Raw genomic sequence first — 19810 nt, forward strand, 5'->3', positions numbered from 1 at the left:
TATCACCTGAATTAAAGGACTTTTTCTTTGCGTAACATAACTTTAATGAACATTATAACTAGATAACGTTAATTAGTGACGAGAAGGACACGTGAAATCCTAATAATCATTAATAAAAACCTCGTTTACTCACTTTTTTAATAAAACTGTTCACCTCTATACCTTTAGATTAAGGAGTCTTGTCAATAATCGAGTCATTAGTGAGAGTAAAAATAAGCGAATATTTTCCGGTTAAATGCAGAAGAGAGCTCATTTTTGGGGATATAGGGGGAAATTTTCCGACTATGCAAAGCAAAACGAGACATTTTCAGATTATCGGAGTCAATAGGCGGAAACTCTCCGTCTATTTCTCAGATTGGGTTCTTAACCTTAGCCACGATAAGAGCGAATCTTCACGATCCCAGAGGCGGGAATCCGCATATTTTTATCAAAGATTTTTTTATCCTCTTGTCACTTAGCTTTAAAAGAACGCGTATATGTGTTTGATCGCGGTTATTTGGCTTATAAGCGCTTTTATCGCATGACGGACGATAGCTCTTTACGGAAAAACGCTGTTTACGATTTTAAATTATCGGAAGAATCAGTTGTGTTGGACGATCAAATAATTGTTATCGGCACGACTCAAAAACGTGCTGAAAACGACTTCAGACTGTTAAAAGTGATTGATTCAGTTAATCACTAATTGATTTGGTTCGTTTTATGTCGAAAGTAGGTGTAATCAACTTCTGTCCTTAAATAAGTACAGATAGTGATATTTACAATTATTTCTATGTTATATAGCTTGTTTATCATAAAAAGGTGTGACTAAAATCACATTTCTAATTGACAATGATTATCACTTGGGATAATATAAATTCGTGGAAACAATCTATTATTCTTTCTAACATTGGGATTTAGGGGGGATTGCCTATTCAAACAGATAGGATTTTATTTTTCATTTTAATTGAGAATGATAATCAATGAGTTGATTATGAAGCATATGAGATAGGAAGAAATTATCAATTCATTGTTCAAATGTTGAATCGTTTAGTAGAAAAAAGCATGAGGTCTTTATTTTTTAATCAACATTGAGAATGATTATCACTATCGATATCATTGTTGCTATCACTATTGTAAGGATGGAGGAGAGGAATTTTGAAAAATAAAAAAACAGTTATGTATTATTTTACGTTGTTAGTTATGATCACAAGTATCCTGTCTTGGTCGTTATTGCCCAATAAAACGATGGCTGATGAACAGCTTGCTGACGGTACATACACCATTCAATACACAGTGTTACACGCAGAAAATGATTCCGCTTCAATGGCTAACGACTACTGGGAGAAGCCAGCTACAATTACTGTCGCTAATGGTCAGATGAAAGCACAAATGACAATTAACCATAGTTCATGGGTGACTGAGTTTAAAGTCCCTAACAATGGTGGTTTACAAGATGTTACAGTTATTAGCGCAGATGAAGCAGCGGATAAAAGAGTGGTAGAATTTCCGATTTCTAGCTTGTCAACACCTCTTGAATCAAAGATCCATGTGACGGTAGAGGACATTGATTATGACCACGATTATACAATAAGACTTTCTTTTGATTTAGATAGTTTACAAACTGTAAGTTTAGCAGAATCAGCTAGCAATGAAACTGAAGTGACAACGGATAATACCACATCAACTAATGGTGAAACATCTAATAATACAGAGAGTGGCTCTACGGAAAACCCTGAAACGAGTGATAATCATGTCATCATGTGGGGAGCATTAATGTTGGCTGCACTAACGGTACTAGCCTTTACACGCTTTAATAAAGCGAGTTCAAGTACAAATTAAAAGAGGGGTTGAATGCTTTGAATAAAACATGGCGAAAATTAGTAAGTATTCTATCAATATGGATGATACTTTTTGCTTCCCTACTGCCATCAGTAGCAGGAGCAACAACTGACTCTTCATTGCTAAACGGTGAATATAGTATTAATTTCACTGTATTAAAAGATGGAACAGAAGATGCATCTGCGATGGATGGCTATACACAAAAGCCAGCTAAAATTATTGTGACAGACGATGGAATATTTGCTGAAGTAACGCTAACGAATAGTGATTGGATCAAAGTATTTCAAACAAAAGTTAATGACGACTTTGTAGATGCAGAAGTCATTTCTGAAGATGTTGACGCTGATACACGTGTCGTGCGTTTTCCAGTAGGGGATCTGTCAGAAAAACTAGATGCTTATACGCATGTCGTTATACCAATGATTAATTATGATAATTGGTATAACGTGCAGTTTCAATTTCATACTGATAGTTTAACAGAAGTGAATGTTGAAACCCCAAAGGAGGAGCCAGAAGCTGAAATACCTACATCTCCAGATGAGGAGTCTGAGGAGAACGATGGAACCGTTCCAGAAGATAATGACGCGATAGAAGAAGAGCCAGATCATGGTGAAGAAGTCCCGGCTCCAGAAGAAGATAAAGAAGTTGAAGAACCATCTGTGGAAGTACCAGAAGAAGAGCAAGATCAAGATACGGCTTTGGCTAATGGCACATACACGATTGAATTTGAAGCTCTTCATGCTACGGAAGAACGTTCATCAGCGATGGCTAACTATCTTGGTAATCCCGCCAAACTTATAGTTGAAGATGGTCAATCATCATTGCTCTTAACGGTAATAGAACAACCTGGTCAATTAATAACTGATTTACGATTTGATATTGAGGACGAATTAGTTAGCGGGGCTGTTATTAGTGAAGATGAAGCGACTCTTTCACGTGTCGTCCAGTTTGAAAATGTAGACTTGGACACAATGGTAAATGCAGAGGTAGATATGTATGTCCCAGCAGCTAACTACTGCAATACACAAAAATTCCGGTTAGATTTTAACTTAGACTCATTAACGGTTGTGGATGACGATCAGCCTGAGGAAGAAGAGTCAAGTAATGATCATGACTTAGAAGTAGGCGACTATACAGTAGATTTTAATGTTCTAAAAGATGGAACAACTGATGTTTCTGTGATGGATGGTTACACAGAGAAACCCGCCGTTGTTAGTGTAACTAACTCTGGAATATATGTTGAATTAACGTTAACAAGCAGCGATTGGATAACGTTGTTTCAGACAAAACAAGATGGGGAGTTTATCGATGCTGACGTCGTATCTGAAGATGCAGCCGCTAATACAAGAGTAGTGAAATTTCCTGTAACTGACTTAGAGGCGTCTTTAGATGCCTATACACATGTCGTCATTCCAATGTTAAATTATGATAATTATTATACGGTTCAACTATCTTTTGATAAAGATAGTTTGACATCTATAGATGAGGCACCAGAGGAACCTACAACACCTGAGATTATTCCGCCAGAGATTGTAACTGGAGAGAATGGAAAGCTTTCACTTGCTATTCGCGATAGGCGGAATTTTACCTATGACGAAGGTAACAACACCTATCACATTGTCCACAGTGCCGTCTCATCATTTGAACTGAGCTTGGATATTTTAGCATCACTAGATTCTAATAGTTATATCTCTTTTTCAATCGGAAACGATGTAACCGCTATTTTCTCTATTGATAACGTATTATCGGAATTTAATAATGAAGAACAAGTTATCTTCGGATTTGAGAAAATAGTAGATAGCAACTTAAATGAGGAAGCCGTTAGTAATTTATATGACTTTTCTGTTAGAGCTGGCGACCGAGAAATGACAGAATTCGCTGATGGTGTCACCTTAACATTTGCAGTAGACACTAATAAGGTGGCGAAATGGAACGACTTATATGTTGTCTATGTGAATGATAAAGGTGAAAAAGAAGATATGATTGAGCCATTATCAGTTGATTCATCCGGTTCTACTGTTACGGCAAATGTCACCCATTTCAGTACGTACGGTGTGTTTGAATTATCCAATGAAGAAGATGGAGAGAACACACCACCTTCAAATGGGTTAGATGATGGCACATATATGATTGATTTTACTGTATTAAAAAATAATACAAATGACGTATCAGTTATGGATCAATATACAGATAAACCTGCTTCGCTTATTGTAGAAAATGGTGAGCAAGCAATTGAACTGACTCTCAACCACAGTAACTGGATTGAAACTTTTCAAGTGAATGAAAACGGGACTTATGTAGATGCGGAAGTTATAGACATAGATACAAACAATGATAAACGGACAGTTAGGTTTGATGTTGATGATTTATCACAAGCGACATCGGCATACACCCACATAGTTATACCAGATATTAACTATGATAATGATTATGAAGTGCAAATCGCTTTTGACTTATCAAGTATCACTGACAGTGACGGGAATGTGGTCACACCGACTAATCCATCACCAGTCATTCCTACACCAGTGACTCCTTCCACTCCTAATGGTCCAAATCAGGGTGTGACTATAGAAGAAGGACTATCAGACGGTGAGTATACAATTGATTTCACTGTATTAAAAAATAATACAAATGACGTGTCAGTCATGGATGATTACACGCTTAAACCTGCAAGATTATCAGTTGAAGACGGAGACACCTATGTCACGGTTACCTTAACACACAGTGATTGGGTTAAAGTATTCCAAACAAGCCAAAACGGGACTTTCACTGATGCACAAGTTGTAGGTGTTGATGAAGCAGCTAATACACGTGATGTTAGATTCCTAGTTTCTGACTTAAATGAGTTACTAGATGCTTATACAGAAGTTTATTTTGAAGAACCGATTTTATATGATGGTAAGTATGTCGTTCAATTTTCATTTGATGTAGACAGTATTACCCCTCTAGGTACAGGCGGACTAGGAAATGGCGAAACGTCAACTGAACGTCTTTCATTCAATCCTAGTGGCAACACAGAGGATGGTTTGACATTTAATCGAAACCCTAACGATAACGGAACTGCCTCGGACGGCCAGGAGCCTAATTCAAAAACGTCTGATCCAGCCTTAATCGGATTACTCATCGCATTGATAGCAGGATCTGGTTTTTGGTTAATTCGTAAATATCGTCTCGGAACGCTGTAATGAATATAAGGTCATGTGGGTCTCCGTGTTGTGCCTCTTCACATGATAAAAGCAAACATCGCAGCGGATGAGACAGAATCTGATTATAAGTGAGATTTTCTAACGAGAGATAACTCATCTCTTATTAAACAAGTCTTGATATGCATCATAAGCGTATCAAGGCTTCCTTTCTATTTTTCACAGATAACCGTCCGTAAAACACCTGCGTCAAAATAGAAGAGAGAGATAACGGACGCTCATGTCCTGGTTCACGCAACAACCACTCAGTTGGAGAAGAACGAAAACGCCCACTGATTGAAGATTTGTTTAATCAGGACTGAGACTGATTGGCTCAAGAAGAGAGGAGAGAAGTAATATGTTTAAAGGTATATGGCATTTTTTTTCATGTGGTTTATTTCTCCTTTTAATTGGGTGCTCAAGTAGTGAGCAAACTGTTATGGAAAATGAGCAACTGGAGAAAAATGATTCTCAGGAAGAAGATATTCGCATTGTGGCCACTACGGTAGCTACTACTGAAATATTTGATGCACTGGAAATAGATCTTGTTGGTATTCCAACTAGCTATAAGGATCTCCCGGAACGCTATGAAGGACTTCAAGAGGTTGGTAACCCGATGAATCCTGATATGGAATTAATCAAGTCATTACAACCTACAGATGTGATTTCAGTTACCACCTTACAGACAGATCTTGAAGAAACATTTGATGCTGTTGATCTTAATGCGACCTATTTAAATTTACAAAGCTTAAGTAACATGCTTGACGAAATTGAGATGTTAGGAGAGAAATTTGATCGCGAGGAGCAAGCAGAGGCTCTTGTTTCTTCAATTGAAGAAAGACTTACTTTAATTGAAACAGAGGTAGAGGATGAGGAATCGCCTTCAGTTCTCATATTATTAGGTGTTCCAGGAAGCTATTTAGTGGCGACAGAACACTCTTATATTGGGGACTTAGTCAAACGGGCCGGTGGTGAGAATATCGTGTCAGGAGAAGAAGTTGAGTATTTGGCTTCTAACACTGAATACTTACAACAAGCTAATCCCGATGTGATTTTAAGAGCTGCCCATGGGATGCCTGAAGAAGTCGTAGACATGTTTAATGAAGAATTTCAAACAAATGATATTTGGAAGCACTTTAACGCTGTTCAAAATGAGCGAGTGTACGATTTAGAAGAATTATTGTTTCCTACAACAGGTAATTTAGCTGTGGAGGAAGCGATGAATGAGTTAGTAGAAATGCTTTATCCTTAAAACATTATTATTAATTAGGAAGGTTTCGTCATGACAAAGAGATTATTAAGTTTTGTAGTTGTCTGTGTTCTCTTGTTTAGTGTTGTATGTTATTCGGTAATGACTGGCAGTATTCAAGTGAGTATGGGTGACCTTGTACGTGGTCTGATAAGCGGTACAGATGAAGAGGTCCAAGTGATAAAAGACCTCAGAATACCGCGCATTATCATTGCGGCTTTTGCTGGGGCAGCATTAGCAGTTTCAGGTGTTCTTTTACAAGCTGTATTACGAAACCCTTTAGCAGAAGCAGGGATTATTGGGATATCCTCAGGAGCGGGATTTACTTCAATATTATTAGTCAGTCTCTTTCCTGCTCTGTATTTTTGGTCTCCTCTTTTTGCTTTTATTGGTGGAGCACTTGCATGTTTTCTTGTATACAGTTTTTCTTGGCGTTCCGGGTTTAGTCCGGTAAAAATGATTTTAGTAGGTGTTGCTCTCAATGCTGTATTTAGTGGATTAAGTGATACATTCAATTATCGTGGTAGTTATACAGTGACAAGCATTAGCCCAACGACAACATCTACCTTGGCAATGAAAACATGGACAGACGTTGAGATTATTGTTGTATTTGGTTCTATCGGATTACTAATTTCATTCTTTTTGTATTCTTCTTGTAATCTCCTCGTTTTGCAAGAAAAAACAGTAAAAAATTTAGGTGTATCAGTAGCTCGATCTCGTTTACTTGTTTCGGCTATTGCCGTTCTTCTCGCAGCGGTTTCCACCGCAGTTGCTGGATTAATTGCCTTTATCGGACTTCTTATCCCTCATATTGCGAGACAATTAGTTGGATCTGATCATAAATGTCTTCTACCGTTTTCAGCATTAGCTGGAGCCTTTTTACTTGTGTTGGCTGATACGTTAGGTCGCCTTATTATTGCGCCAAATGAGATTCCAGCATCAATCATTATGTCGATCATAGGTGGGCCATTTCTCATATTTATGTTGAGAAGGAGTGAAAAAAAACATGGAAGTCTGTAATATTAAATTCTCCTATGGAAATAAAATTCAGCATTTAAACAATGTAACAGCTTCTATTCCTTCTGGAGAAATTACGACAATTATTGGACCTAATGGCTCTGGAAAATCAACATTATTACAAATGATGTCTAAAAATTTAGTGCCCGATAGCGGTGATGTCATTGTTGATGGAAAAAAAGTCATGGACTACTCGCCGAAAGCTTTGGCGAAACGTCTAGCTGTTGTCCATCAGCAAAACAGTGCACCAGTAGATATGACGGTTGAAAAACTCGTGAGTTACGGTCGTATTCCATATAGACAATTATTTAAAAATACGTTAGAAGAAGACCGTGATGCAATTGATTGGGCGCTTTCCTGCACACACTTGTCTGAGAAACGGCAAGCTAAAATCCATCACTTATCGGGGGGAGAACGACAAAGAGTTTGGATTGCCATGTCGCTTGCGCAGAAAACGCCTATTCTTTTTTTAGATGAGCCCACAACCTATTTGGATATGTACCATCAATTTGAAATACTCGATCTTATTGAACAGCTTAATCTCACGTATAAAACGACGATCGTTATGGTCTTGCATGATTTAAATCAAGCAATTCGCTATAGCAGTCATTTGCTTATTATGAAGCAGGGCGAACTTTTAAAAGAGGGTGCGCCGGAAGATGTTATAAGTGAGAAAATGATTAAGGATATTTATGGTGTAGATGTTCTAATTAAAAAAAATAATGAGAGTGGTTTATACATGGTGCCTATCGGAATAAAAAATAGAGACAACTAGCATTGACCCATAAGATAAAGGGGAGGCTTCAATGAAAGAGAAAAAAGAGACAAAACAAGGAAGACGGTATGTACAGCGGCTTATGACGTTAGTATGTGTCACTGTCTTAGGTGTGTCGGCTTTTCAATTAGTATCGATTCTGTTAGATTATCGAGAAAATGGTCAAGTCATGAGCGATATCCAATTAATTTACGAGGATCAACAGATATCAATGACAGAAAGTAGTGACAATCGTGAGGCGTTTGATTCGTTACTAGCTATTAATGATGATATTGTAGGTTGGATAACGATGGACGGTACGAAAATAGACTATCCCATTTTACAAGCAGAGGACAATGATTATTACCTTGACCGTAATTACCTTCATGACCAAACGAGAGCTGGAAGTATCTTTATGGACTATCGAAATGATATAACTGGAACTGATAAAAATACGATTTTATATGGACATCGTATGAGGGATGGCTCCATGTTTGGACAGTTAGACGAATTTCTTGACCAGGATTTTGTTAGTGAGCATAATCGCTTCTACTATGATACGTTGTACGATAGCTATGAAGTAGAGATATTCTCTGCATATATAACGACAACGGACTTTTACTATATTGAAACAGAATTTAGTGACCTAGATGAATATAATAGTTTTCTTAATGAATTAAAGGCTAAATCAGACATCCACACAGGTGTTGAGGTGACTAAACATGATCATATTATAACGCTTTCCACGTGTGATTATCGATTAAATCGCGACACAGGTCGTCTAGTTGTTCATGGGAAAATTGTGAATTCCTAAATTGTGAGGGGAATTGAAGTTCAAAGATTATTCAATCTCTCATTCTATGCAATCTAAAAAAGAGGATCTCCCATTTTATTCGTTTACAGTCACACACAGGAGCAGGGACGTGGTCATGAATAAATTTTTTATTTAAAGTTTATAAAACATCCGAACGGATTCAAAAGATTCCCGTTCGGATTTTCTATAAGTAAACGTTTGTCATAGTCTCTGTCTTTCAATTGGGGGAGCAACAGCGATACTAATAGGCTTAGATGGATGGTAAAGTCGACATAAAGATAAATAAAACGTGGCATTAGCGCTCAATTAGTTAGCTTGTTCAGTTGTATTATCGACTGCTGTCAAGGGTTTTCGTGTCACTTTTACGTCATGATATGAAATGTGATTATCAAGGATATAGTCGGGGACTTCTCGTTTTGAGTGAGATTCTTTAAAAGCATCGCTAGTGGTCCAGTTTTTAAAATGGTCCTTTGACTCCCAACGTGTCATGATGGCCACTTCATCATAATCGTGCGTGTTTTCTGTTAGTAAGACTTCTAAGCCGAGGAAACCTTCCATAAATTCTACTTTACCTACTTTATTAAAGCGCTCAATCAGTTTGTGTCCATCCCCTTTTTTAATTTTTGATGTGTTTGTCACAATAATCATTTTACATTCCTCCATGTTTAAATTATTTTATTGCCCTTCGCTTGATGGGGATAATAGTTGGAAACTCTTCTTTGAAACTAACCCTTGCATCAATGTTATAGACCTTTTTTAAAAAATGTGAATTAAGAAGTGTTTTAGGGGGTCCCTCATCACTAATCGTACCGTCTTTCATCGCAATTAAGTGGTCACAATAGGCAGCTGCCTGTTGCAACTCATGGAGCACCATGACGACGGTGATCTGATAAGTACGATTAATCTCTTCTAACATCTCCATGACGTCTAATTGGTGAGCGATATCTAAATAAGTTGTAGGTTCATCTAACAATAAGATATGTGTTTTTTGAGCTAGAGCTAAAGCAATACGTACTTTTTGTTGTTCACCTCCTGATAAAGTATGGAATAGACGCTGAGCATGGGAACGTGTCCCGGTGACAGACATGGCCCAATTGATTACTTCGTTGTCCTCTTCATTAAGTGTGGTTTGAAACCATTTTTTGTACGGTGAACGACCGAAAGCAATTAGTTCTTTTACTGTAAGGTTTGGAACCGACTGTTTTATTTGAGGCATCATCGCTAATAGACGTGCAAATTCTTTTGTATTTAGATTTGTTGAAGGCTGTGAATCAATGGTCACATGACCTTGATCCTGTATGAGCAGTTTGGCAATAATTTTAAGTAGCGTTGATTTTCCCGAGCCGTTAGGTCCGACTATGCCCGTCATTTTACCGCTTGGGATGGAAGTTTGTAACTTGTTAAGTTGAAAGCTGCCGATGGAGAGTGAAAGATTTTCTGTTTCAATAGCATTGTCCATTCATGTTAGCCTCCGTTTTTTCAATAAATATAAAAAGAATGGGGCACCAAGTGCTGCAAGTAAAATACCTACAGGAAGTTCAATAGGATCAAACCAAGAACGAGCGATTGTATCAGCAAAAACAACTAGAATTGCGCCTCCACATGCAGATAGTGGGAGTAAGTAACGATAATCTTCGCCAATCAATAGTCTGACAGCATGGGGGACGACGAGACCAACAAAGCCAATTAATCCTGCTACACTGACAGCAGCACCCGCTAAAAAAGCAGCCAATGAAATAAGTAAAAACCGCTGTAATTCTACTTTTTGGCCTAGTAGTTTAGCAGAATCATCACCAAGTTGCAGTATATTCGCCGGTTTTATGGCAAATAGTGATAACACTAATCCTACAACAGCATAAGGGGCCATAAATTCTAAATGATACCAACTACGTCCATTTAAGCCACCAGACAACCAAGGAATAACTGATTGAACGCGATCACTATATATGACCATGAGACCATTTTGGCCGGCGCCTATGAGAGCATTAATCGCAACTCCAGCTAAGATGATTTTTAGTGGAGAAGCGCCTTTGTCCCAAGCAAGGGTATAGATAAGCATTGATGTGATAAACGCACCGATAAATGCAGTAAGCGGTAATAAATAACTGAATTGAGGGAGAGCAAGCATCGTAATAGTTGCAACAAATCCTCCGCCCGCTGTTACGCCAATAATGCCAGGATCAGCTAATGGGTTGCGCATAACGCCTTGCAGTAAAGCGCCTGCTACAGCTAAACATGCCCCAACTAAAAAACCAATAAGTATTCTTGGAAGTCTAATATCCATAATAATGGTTTGATTAATAGGGTCACCAGCGCCGTTTATGGCAAGCCATATATCATTATGGGAAATCGAGACCCCACCGGAGATGAGAGCAAATAATGAGACTAATAGAAAAAGTGGCAAGATGGCAACAAGAGCTATCACTCGTCGTTTGGATCGTTTTTCAATACTCATGAGTCATCAGACGCTGATTCAAATAGGGTAACGAGTAAATCGAGCGCTTCCGTAACACGTGTACCTGGGTTAGTACCGAAAAGGTCAGATGGCAAAAGCTCTATATGGTTGTTTTTTACAGCATTGATCTCGCTCCAAGCAGCATTTTGTTCCATTTCCTTTAAAAATCCATCTTTCACTTCATCAGAGTTACCATGACTCATGATTAAGATGTAATCAGGATTCGCTTCTACCACACGTTCAGTATTGATTTGTGCATATTGAGGATAGGCTTCCAATCGGTCAAAATCACTAGCAATGTTATTAGCTCCAGCAATGTCAAGAAGATCGCCGCTCAGTGAATTTGGTAAAGCAGCCATGTATGTACCAGGAGCACCATATACAAGTAAGACGTTGACACTTTCATTATGAGTGACGCTCTGAATCTCTGATACCTTATGTGTAATGGTTTCAACTATTTGTGCTGCTTCGTCCTCTTTTTGAAGCATCTGGCCAAATAAAAGTACTTGTTCTCTAATATCGTCTACTGATTGAGCATCAGTTAAAACAATTTGAGCACCTAATCCTTGTATAGTTGGAACGTCTTTGGCGTTCATTTGCGTATGGCCAAGAACCACATCTGGTTGCACATACGTCAATTTCTCTAAGTCAATTTCATGCGTAGAACCAATTTGTTCCACCTCTTCTGCTTCTTCAATCACTAAGTCAAAGGAAGTAGTTGGTCTGCCTACTAAGCTTCCACCGAGGGCATAAATAATATCCATATCGCCATTACTCAACGCTGCAATACGTTCAGGTGCTTGTTGAAAAGTAATCGTTTGCTCAGCAAAATCATCAATTGAATATAAACCTTCAGAGGATGCTGGTGTTACATTATTAGCAGCGGACTCACTACAGGCTGTTAACAGAGCTATTAGTGTGATGAGTGGTAAGATTACACGTGATATCATAGCAAATCTCTCCTAATCCCTTATCTAGATGATAATGAAAATCATTATCATAGTTAAATAATAATGAGAATCATTATCAATGTCAAGATAATAATTATTAGTTAAGAAGATAGCTAGATTAAGGTAATAAAAAGCAGTAGAAGCATGTAAATGCAGGTTTTATGTAAGGAGTATGACCAGTGGCCATCATTCATTCCCTTATTTAACATGTTTAGCATTGTAAAAACAATTAAATTGTGAGTAAGGATTCTATAGTAGAGAAGTTAAAACTACGGTGGAGACTACTATTACTATATATGGCGTCCTTAACATGTTGGTTAATATAGATATTTTAAAAAGGTCTATAGTAATTCCTTAGGGAACAAAGTGTTGTGGTTTAATGTTTAAATGATAATGCTCAACGTCGATCAAAAATATCGGGAAAATTTAGAATTTAGTGTTTACTTTTTCAAATATTAGCGTTATGATTATAACTATATTTACCAACATTACCAAAGGAGGCGAATCACATGATGACAATTAGTTTGCAATGTACTCAGTTAGATGTTAACTCATATATGTCTCATCATCGGTCTGCCTTTGGTAGAGAGCCTTCTTGTTTATTGAGATAAAGGTTCTTATCTATCTTATATAAAGCACATTAATTAGGCAGACCGATCAATACTATCGGTCTGTCTTTTATTAGTTAGGAAATGTCACAGCTTTTCTAACTACATTAACAACTGGGTAGTGCTTTTAAAAAGCTCTTCCAATTGCTAAAAAAGAGACCAACATGTCGTGGTCTCTTTTTTTATTTCAAAGTATCTAATTGAGTTTAAAGGGGGTGATAAGTATTAAATATGCTTAGAGGGAGGTGATAAATCATGCTTTTTCATATTCTTTATTTTACAATTACTATTAAGCGAAGACGTTATACAAACAAAGAAACAGAACGCGAGCAGAGGATAAATGAATGTCTTGAAAGGAAGCGACGCTTCGAAGACAAGTATTATGAATTTTTTAGAAATATGTAATCAACTAAATCTTTTATTAAATGAGAGGAGGAAAAAAGATGAAAAGAAGAGCCTGTCAGTTAACCTGTGTGTACGCTGTATTTTTGCCAAAGGGGAAAGGGTTTGTTTAGCAACCTAACTTTAAAGCAATTCTTAATCATTCAACAATGGAAACTCGTTGACTAAGAGCTAGGCAAAAAAACAAGAGCTTCATTTAACGACCGAAAGTGCCAGTTTTAAGGATAGATTAAATGTTTCAAGTGGAAACTTAACTTCTAGAATTATTGACGATGACATGCGACAGCTAAAATAAAATTGGCCCCGGTTTAGTGTTTTTACTGGACCGCGGGCGTTTTTTAATTACTTTAAAATTAACAGCCTGAATTCTCATATCCACCTCATTTCAATTTAAATGGCTACCATTAATCCTTTAATCTTAATGGTGAGGTACGTCTCTTTTATAGTGATAATCAAAGGAGATAAACTCAAGGATGACTGTGGAATAATGATAGATAATAAAAGGTAGTTATAACAGAGATATGCTAAAAACGCCATAACTCACTTATTAACAAAATTATTATAAAATATTTACAAAGTTAATAATAGGTTAATATGCCACCTAATTCGCCTATTTACTGTTAAACTTTCTTTGGAAGAATAGTATTCTTGTCTATCCAAAAACAGGCTTGAGCGTTTATATTATTTGAACTTTTAAAGAGTAAATGTCTTTGTGAGGTTAGTTTATAAGTACAGAGGACAATGTAAAGTGACTAGTTAAAAAGCAAGTTGAACTTTTAATTTGTTTGTTATAATCTTCCTATGTAAAGGAACAAGGAGGATGAATAATGTGATAGAAAAGAGAGTATACATATTTGATCTTGATGGCACGTTGTACGAAGGTTCTGATCATTTCGATTTTTATGCAGATAGACTGTTAGCAGACGTCACCGAAGAATTTAAAGAAGCTTTTCAACAAGATTACATTAATATGAAAGATGGTCGGCATAATGTGATGATCGGTAAAGCATATGATGTGATAAGAGATATTGTCATAACCGTTGATCCCATGACACTCCAAGCAATTGAAGCAAAAACATGGGAAGGTAAAGTTAGACCAGATATGTTGTCTTACTATGGGGACTCACCTCTCACCTTTGACTTTAAAAATATAGTGGCTATAGGTGATGGTTGGTGGTTGCCATTTGCTTGTGCAAAACATTATGGGGTGAAAGATTGCTACCCTCATTATTTGGAAACAAAGGCGTATATGGTGAGTGATTCCTTTAACCTACAGAAAATTTTTGGCCTGAAAACATTTCTAAAAGAATTGAAACAAAATCATCCTCTTGTTCTTATGACGAACAGTGATAAAGAAGATGTGCTTAGATTACTAAATGAATTAGACTTAAAAGGTATATTTGATCATATTATTTCATCTGCGAAAAAACCAACGTTAACGAGCCAGTTGTTTGAAGCATTAAAAAAGCAATATGAGCTTCCTTTTCAACAACTTGTATCTGTAGGGGATAATTTTATAAATGAGATTGCTCCGGCATTGATGCTTGACATGAAAGCAGTCTACATTTCCAGTCACCCGCATCAGACTTCTCATGCTAATTTATGGCATGTACAGCAAATAAGTGAATGGATCAATTCAGATTGGGAAATATATAAATGACATAAGTAAGATACTTAATCCCATAAAAAGAACCTTTTTATCCCAGACACCTCGTCCGTAAAGCTCCCTACTCAACAAAATAGATGGAAAGCGGTAAATCTATTGAGGCGGGAGCTAACGGCGGCTAATGTCCTGATTAAAGGTTCGTTGTATAAGGTTTTTCTAAAAGCCTTATACAAAGGTTCAAAAAAACAAAACAAGATACTAATTACATATTAAGGGCTTCTTCAACCGGTATATATGGATAGTTTAGATCTCGGGCAACAGCTTCATAAGTGACAAAGCCACTTGCGGTATTAACGCCTTTTACTAGAGCAGGGTTACTTTTAAGAGCGTGAGGTAGACCATAATTAGCAATTTGTAAAGCATAGGGAACTGTCACATTAGTTAGCCCAATGGTGGATGTGCGCGGAACGGCGCCAGGCATATTAGCAACAGCATAATGAACCACATCGTACTTTGTATAAGTAGGAGAGTCATGTGTGGTTATTTTATCGACTGTTTCAACAATCCCACCTTGGTCAATAGCGACATCAACTATCACTGATCCTGGCTTCATTTCTTTCACCATATCCTCAGTCACTAACTTCGGTGCTTTAGCACCTGGAATTAGAACAGCTCCAATAACAAGATCGGATTCTTTCACGGCTTCTGCAATCGTTAACGGGTTACTCATGAGAGTATTAATTTCAGTTCCAAAAATATCATCTAATTGTCGAAGTCTTTCGGGGCTTAAGTCCATAATAGTGACATCAGCACCAAGTCCCATTGCTATTTTTGCTGCATTCGTTCCAACTACTCCCCCGCCAATGACAGTGACTTTACCTCGCTTAACCCCAGGTATACCTGATAGTAAAACGCCGCTTCCTCCTTTTGGTTTTTCAAGAAATTGCGCACCAATTTGGGAAGCCATTCGACCAGCAACTTCACTCATTGGAGTAAGTAGCGGTAATGTTCTGTTTATTTCGACGGTTTCATAGGCAACAGCTGTCACCTTTTTTTCTGTAAGAGCGTTTGCTAAAGGAGGGACAGCAGCTAAATGTAAATATGTAAAAAGGATAAGTCCTTCTCTAAAATACTCGTATTCAGATGTCAATGGTTCTTTCACTTTCATAATCATATCGGAGTGAGCCCATAAAAGTGAAGGGTCATCGTATATTTTTGCTCCGGCAGCGAGGTAATCATCATCTGTAAATCCACTTCCTATACCTGCTGTTGTCTCAATCATGACTGAATGGCCCGCTTGGTTAAGAGTTAAAACCCCTGCTGGTGTGAGAGCCACACGATTTTCGTTATTTTTAATCTCTTTAGGTACCCCAATTTTCATACGATCACTCTCCTCAAATTTAAGATATGATTTAGAAATGTTGGTTTAACGCCTGTTTTTTTAAGACAGAATGTTTTTGTTCATTGTCTTTTGGTTAAAGTAATGGCGCAATAAGAAGTTTAAATCAAACCTATTGTAACGAAGTTCCTTACATTCTGCCACCTTTTTCAAGATAATTTCACACCTAATACAATTTTAAGATCATATATATAGTGATTCTATCAAGGGTTAGTGTCATTTTGAGAAGACATTAGTCTGAGGGAGGTTTTGAATAAAAAATCAGAAACTCAAAAGAGCTTCTGAAAAGTTATCGTTTTTTAGAGACTAACTACGACTTGTGATTCGTTTAAGTATTATGGCGAGTGCTAAACGGAGGTGTACAAGCTACTAAGGAAGAATTGTATATTTTTGGATTATCAGATGCTTGATAGGCGAATCAATCATCATTCACTAGTCTGGTCTTCTTTTAAAGCGCTTTATCACAGATAATCGTCCGTAAAACGCCACCTCATCTAGAGCAGAGATAAATCTATTTAGGTGGGAGATAAAGGACGCTCGTGTCCTAATTCATTCAACTACCAATCAGTGGGGGAGGAACGAAAATACCCACTGATTGAAGGGGCGTTTTATCCATAACGAACACAATTACTTAGTTAATTTGTAATTGTCCGAGCTGGATACCTGTCTTCAATTCTTCCATGGAAGAATTCCTGCATATCATTAGATGACATTAAGCCAACGTAATCAATTTGATCGACTTCGTAAAAGATTAAATAACGCTCATCTTCCAATCGGACGTGAAGTTGTTTCTCTAACTCATCATACCCGATAGAACGAAAGTACCCTTGAGGAAATTCAGTAAATTCCATCTTAAATCACCTTTCTTTATAAAAAATCGTATTGTGCATGGAGGAGGGGTTAATGGACCATGAATATATTATGGAGACGTTGTATGTAGCTTACCCGTAATGAGATAGAACCAAACGATAAGATTTCCAGTAAGACCATGAGAAGTTGAAAATGTAGAGATTTTTTCTCATCGGAAGGTTTAGTACTAAGTAGCGTTAAGATGATAACAAAGACAATTTTTCTTTTTAAGGGAATAAGCGATGATCTAAACAATAACTAATAGGTAGTCTATATGTCGAATATACAACCTAATATTAGACAAAAATCATGAAAAGACCTGATTTTTCGTGCTGGAATAACGAAAATGGTAAAAAAAACTTGCGTCTAAAGACTCAAAAAGCATAAAATGAAACAAAAGACGTGTAATCAAGCCATTATCAGGGAAGAAGTGTTTTAGGATTTATCTATTTCCCTGACGAAAAATCAATTTAAACATGACTATCGTTTTAGTTTTATGGTATTTATCACTCAGGAGGGGGAAAATGAGTAAACAGCTAAATAAAAAGAAGGTGCCTTCTATCAGTCAAAAATGGCTAGCATTATTTAATAAAGAAGAGGAAGACCAATGTATAGAGAAAGATGAGGATATTTTACCTTATTGTTTAAAGCAAGCAATTGAAGAAGTCGCTTTAATTGTTCTTACAGATTTCAGTGGACGAATTGTATATATGAGTGACGAGTTATTGACAAAACTAGACTATCTATGGCGTGACGTGGATGGAAATCACTATATTAATCTTATTGATACTGCCTCAATGGAAGAAAATGTCAGAAAAAGCCTCCATGACGTGTTGCATGATGGTAAGAAAAGAACTATAGAGACGGTTCATCGAAAGAAAGACGGGACATCGGTTATTTTTGATACGACGTTCTTACCTCTTCCACAAAGTAAGCCTTCTCATGATCAACTTTTTTTAATATTACATCAAGATACGACATTGTTGAATAAAGCAGAAGAATTGATAAATGATTTAGTTACTTTAGATTTGGCCACAGGATTGAGAAATCGTAAGCAATTTGATCAAGACTTAGCTAATTATGTTAGAGAAACTGAAAATTCTAGGAAACAAATAGCAATCCTTTTCTTGGATCTAGACCGTTTTAAGTTTTATAATGATACGCTTGGCCATGTAACAGGGGACAAACTGATTGAAGCTATTTCTAAAGAGTTGAAGCTTTTTGAGAATAATGACGTCTCCGTTTACCGTTATGATGGGGATGAATTCACCGTTTTAATTAATGAATCTAACATAGGCGATAGTGGTATGGAGCTTGCTAAAGCCATTTTAAATAGGTTTTTAAAACCCTTTGTTGTTAAGGGGAATGAATTATTTATCACAGCCTCAATTGGGATCGCTCGGTGTCCAGAAACAGGAACGACCGCTAGCCAATTAGTGCAGCAAGCTGAGGCTGCCATGCATTATGCGAAAGAGCGAGGGAAAGGTGACTATCAACTTTATTTTCCATCTTTAAAAACGCATCATACTGAGAAGCTGCTCATAGAAACACGACTTCGGGAAGCATTGGGAAGTAATTCATTTACTCTTTCTTATCAGCCTCAGATCGACCTTAAAAGTAAACAAGTAGTAGGGGTTGAAGCACTCATACGATGGGAAGATAACGTGTTAGGTAAGGTATCACCAGTAGAGTTTATCCCCGTTGCTGAAGAGACAGGTCTTATCGTCCAAATAGGAGATTGGGTCTTGCAAGAGGCATGTCATCAGGCAAAGATTTGGTATGATCAAGGGTTTCATCTCCGAATAGGTGTAAATATTTCTCCCATTCAGTTTCAAAGGCCTGATTTCGTTGAAAAGGTCAATGGGGTATTGCAAGAAACGGATCTCCCTCCCAAATATTTAGACTTAGAGATAACGGAAAATGACCTTCTTTATAATCGTGACGAATGCTATAAAACGCTTAAGCGTTTAAAAGAGTCAGGTATAAAAATCTCGATCGATGATTTTGGAACTGGATATAGTTCTCTAAGCTATTTAAGACGTTTTCCTATTGACACTTTAAAGATTGATAAATCATTTATTAAAGAAGTGATTCAAAATATAAATGACCAGGCTATTGTCACGTCCATCATCCAATTGGCACATAATATGAATATGCGTGTCATTGCCGAGGGCGTGGAAACGTCAGACATGGTAGCTTTTTTAAATGATAGAGAGTGTGATGAAATGCAAGGCTTTTTATATAGTATGCCCCTTAAGAAAGAGGATGTTATACCGTTTATAAATAACACAGAACCTCAGAAGGTGCTTTAATTATAATGGCAAACTAAGTTGAAGGGAAGGTAGGCGTTTTTTGAGGCCAGCTTCCTAAGGATTATAAAGTTGACATGACGATAAAAGACCTGTACAAGAACTCGCCTAAACGGTGAGTTTTTAGTTTTGAGCTTTAAAAATGAAACCAAGCCAGATTATTTTACAAATAGACGATTTTAAAAAAGGTTTTTCGTTGAGATAAATAGAATTATTCTTTACACTAAAGGAAGCTTAAACTAAGGAGACAATTTATCACAGATAACCGTCCGAAAAAACGCCCGCATCAAAATAGAGCTGAGATAAATCTATCTAGGCGGTAGATAACGATGTCCTGGTTGTCTCAACTGCCAATCAGTGGGAGAAGTACGACGACCATTCCCACTCACACTGATTGA

At 37.2% G+C, this 19810-nt stretch carries 16 protein-coding genes; 10 read left to right on the forward strand and 6 right to left on the reverse strand.

Translation table 11 applies throughout. The annotated features are described in order from the left end of the window. The first annotated feature begins 478 nt into the window (after positions 1-478). From BK581_RS19155 to srtB, 7 genes are all read left to right on the forward strand, one after another. Entirely contained in the window at positions 479-682 is a 204-nt protein-coding gene (locus BK581_RS19155; protein ID WP_407690340.1) for a hypothetical protein, read from the forward strand. Positions 683-1134: 452 nt separating this feature from the next. Beyond that, entirely contained in the window at positions 1135-1818 is a 684-nt protein-coding gene (gene isdC / locus BK581_RS19160) for a heme uptake protein IsdC (RefSeq protein ID WP_078579679.1), read from the forward strand. Between the two features lie 17 nt (positions 1819-1835). Continuing rightward, entirely contained in the window at positions 1836-5003 is a 3168-nt protein-coding gene (locus BK581_RS19165; RefSeq protein ID WP_078579680.1) for an NEAT domain-containing protein, read from the forward strand. A 355-nt stretch (positions 5004-5358) separates the two neighbouring features. Further along, positions 5359-6252, forward strand: coding sequence for a heme ABC transporter substrate-binding protein IsdE (gene isdE, locus BK581_RS19170; RefSeq protein ID WP_078579681.1), 894 nt, complete (start codon positions 5359-5361; stop codon positions 6250-6252). 30 nt (positions 6253-6282) lie between these two features. Further along, positions 6283-7269, forward strand: coding sequence for a FecCD family ABC transporter permease (locus tag BK581_RS19175; protein ID WP_078579682.1), 987 nt, complete (start codon positions 6283-6285; stop codon positions 7267-7269). After that, the gene (locus BK581_RS19180) at positions 7256-8041 is read left to right on the forward strand and encodes an ABC transporter ATP-binding protein (protein WP_078579683.1); all 786 of its coding nucleotides are present in this window, start codon (positions 7256-7258) and stop codon (positions 8039-8041) included. The genes BK581_RS19175 and BK581_RS19180 overlap by 14 nt, the downstream gene beginning before the upstream one ends. A 31-nt stretch (positions 8042-8072) precedes the next feature. Then, complete coding sequence (srtB, locus tag BK581_RS19185; RefSeq protein ID WP_078579684.1) at positions 8073-8834, forward strand: class B sortase; 762 nt, start codon at positions 8073-8075, stop codon at positions 8832-8834. Between the two features lie 306 nt (positions 8835-9140). On the opposite strand, the gene isdG is transcribed toward srtB, so the two are convergent. From isdG to BK581_RS19205, 4 genes are read right to left on the reverse strand one after another with little or no spacing between them, the layout of a single operon-like run. Continuing rightward, complete coding sequence (gene isdG / locus BK581_RS19190; protein ID WP_078579685.1) at positions 9141-9482, reverse strand: heme oxygenase; 342 nt, start codon at positions 9480-9482, stop codon at positions 9141-9143. 22 nt (positions 9483-9504) lie between these two features. Continuing rightward, positions 9505-10293 carry an ABC transporter ATP-binding protein gene (locus BK581_RS19195; RefSeq protein WP_078579686.1) on the reverse strand — a complete coding sequence of 263 codons (789 nt, stop codon included), beginning with the start codon at positions 10291-10293 and terminating at the stop codon, positions 9505-9507. After that, positions 10294-11289 carry a FecCD family ABC transporter permease gene (locus BK581_RS19200; RefSeq protein ID WP_078579687.1) on the reverse strand — a complete coding sequence of 332 codons (996 nt, stop codon included), beginning with the start codon at positions 11287-11289 and terminating at the stop codon, positions 10294-10296. Further along, positions 11286-12239: an ABC transporter substrate-binding protein gene (locus BK581_RS19205; RefSeq protein ID WP_078579688.1), complete on the reverse strand. Its 954-nt coding sequence runs from the start codon at positions 12237-12239 to the stop codon at positions 11286-11288. The genes BK581_RS19200 and BK581_RS19205 overlap by 4 nt, the downstream gene beginning before the upstream one ends. 863 nt (positions 12240-13102) lie before the next feature. Between BK581_RS19205 and BK581_RS19210 the strand changes: the two genes are divergently transcribed. Further along, complete coding sequence (locus tag BK581_RS19210) at positions 13103-13252, forward strand: YrzI family small protein (protein WP_078579689.1); 150 nt, start codon at positions 13103-13105, stop codon at positions 13250-13252. An 817-nt stretch (positions 13253-14069) separates the two neighbouring features. Beyond that, positions 14070-14909, forward strand: a complete 840-nt coding sequence (locus tag BK581_RS19215) for an HAD family hydrolase (protein WP_078579690.1) — start codon at positions 14070-14072, stop codon at positions 14907-14909. Between the two features lie 208 nt (positions 14910-15117). On the opposite strand, the gene ald is transcribed toward BK581_RS19215, so the two are convergent. Both ald and BK581_RS19225 read right to left on the reverse strand, forming a co-directional pair. Further along, complete coding sequence (gene ald / locus BK581_RS19220; RefSeq protein WP_078579691.1) at positions 15118-16236, reverse strand: alanine dehydrogenase; 1119 nt, start codon at positions 16234-16236, stop codon at positions 15118-15120. Between the two features lie 653 nt (positions 16237-16889). Next, complete coding sequence (locus BK581_RS19225) at positions 16890-17105, reverse strand: KTSC domain-containing protein (protein ID WP_078579692.1); 216 nt, start codon at positions 17103-17105, stop codon at positions 16890-16892. Between the two features lie 522 nt (positions 17106-17627). Between BK581_RS19225 and BK581_RS19230 the strand changes: the two genes are divergently transcribed. Continuing rightward, the gene (locus BK581_RS19230; protein ID WP_169837794.1) at positions 17628-19415 is read left to right on the forward strand and encodes a putative bifunctional diguanylate cyclase/phosphodiesterase; all 1788 of its coding nucleotides are present in this window, start codon (positions 17628-17630) and stop codon (positions 19413-19415) included. Positions 19416-19810 lie beyond the last annotated feature (395 nt).

It is taken from the genome of Salipaludibacillus agaradhaerens (assembly GCF_002019735.1).
GTDB classification, from domain to species: Bacteria; Bacillota; Bacilli; order Bacillales; family Salisediminibacteriaceae; genus Salipaludibacillus; species Salipaludibacillus agaradhaerens.

Bases quoted from the DNA above. Each gene is read 5' to 3' on its own strand.
- BK581_RS19175 (WP_078579682.1), top strand. From the start codon at position 6,283: ATGACAAAGAGATTATTAAGTTTTGTAGTTGTCTGTGTTCTCTTGTTT.
- srtB (WP_078579684.1), top strand. From the start codon at position 8,073: ATGAAAGAGAAAAAAGAGACAAAACAAGGAAGACGGTATGTACAGCGG.
- ald (WP_078579691.1), bottom strand. From the start codon at position 16,236: ATGAAAATTGGGGTACCTAAAGAGATTAAAAATAACGAAAATCGTGTG.
- BK581_RS19180 (WP_078579683.1), top strand. From the start codon at position 7,256: ATGGAAGTCTGTAATATTAAATTCTCCTATGGAAATAAAATTCAGCAT.
- BK581_RS19225 (WP_078579692.1), bottom strand. From the start codon at position 17,105: ATGGAATTTACTGAATTTCCTCAAGGGTACTTTCGTTCTATCGGGTAT.
- BK581_RS19210 (WP_078579689.1), top strand. From the start codon at position 13,103: ATGCTTTTTCATATTCTTTATTTTACAATTACTATTAAGCGAAGACGT.
- BK581_RS19230 (WP_169837794.1), top strand. From the start codon at position 17,628: ATGAGTAAACAGCTAAATAAAAAGAAGGTGCCTTCTATCAGTCAAAAA.
- isdE (WP_078579681.1), top strand. From the start codon at position 5,359: ATGTTTAAAGGTATATGGCATTTTTTTTCATGTGGTTTATTTCTCCTT.
- BK581_RS19215 (WP_078579690.1), top strand. From the start codon at position 14,070: ATGAATAATGTGATAGAAAAGAGAGTATACATATTTGATCTTGATGGC.
- isdG (WP_078579685.1), bottom strand. From the start codon at position 9,482: ATGATTATTGTGACAAACACATCAAAAATTAAAAAAGGGGATGGACAC.
- BK581_RS19205 (WP_078579688.1), bottom strand. From the start codon at position 12,239: ATGATATCACGTGTAATCTTACCACTCATCACACTAATAGCTCTGTTA.
- BK581_RS19200 (WP_078579687.1), bottom strand. From the start codon at position 11,289: ATGAGTATTGAAAAACGATCCAAACGACGAGTGATAGCTCTTGTTGCC.
- BK581_RS19195 (WP_078579686.1), bottom strand. From the start codon at position 10,293: ATGGACAATGCTATTGAAACAGAAAATCTTTCACTCTCCATCGGCAGC.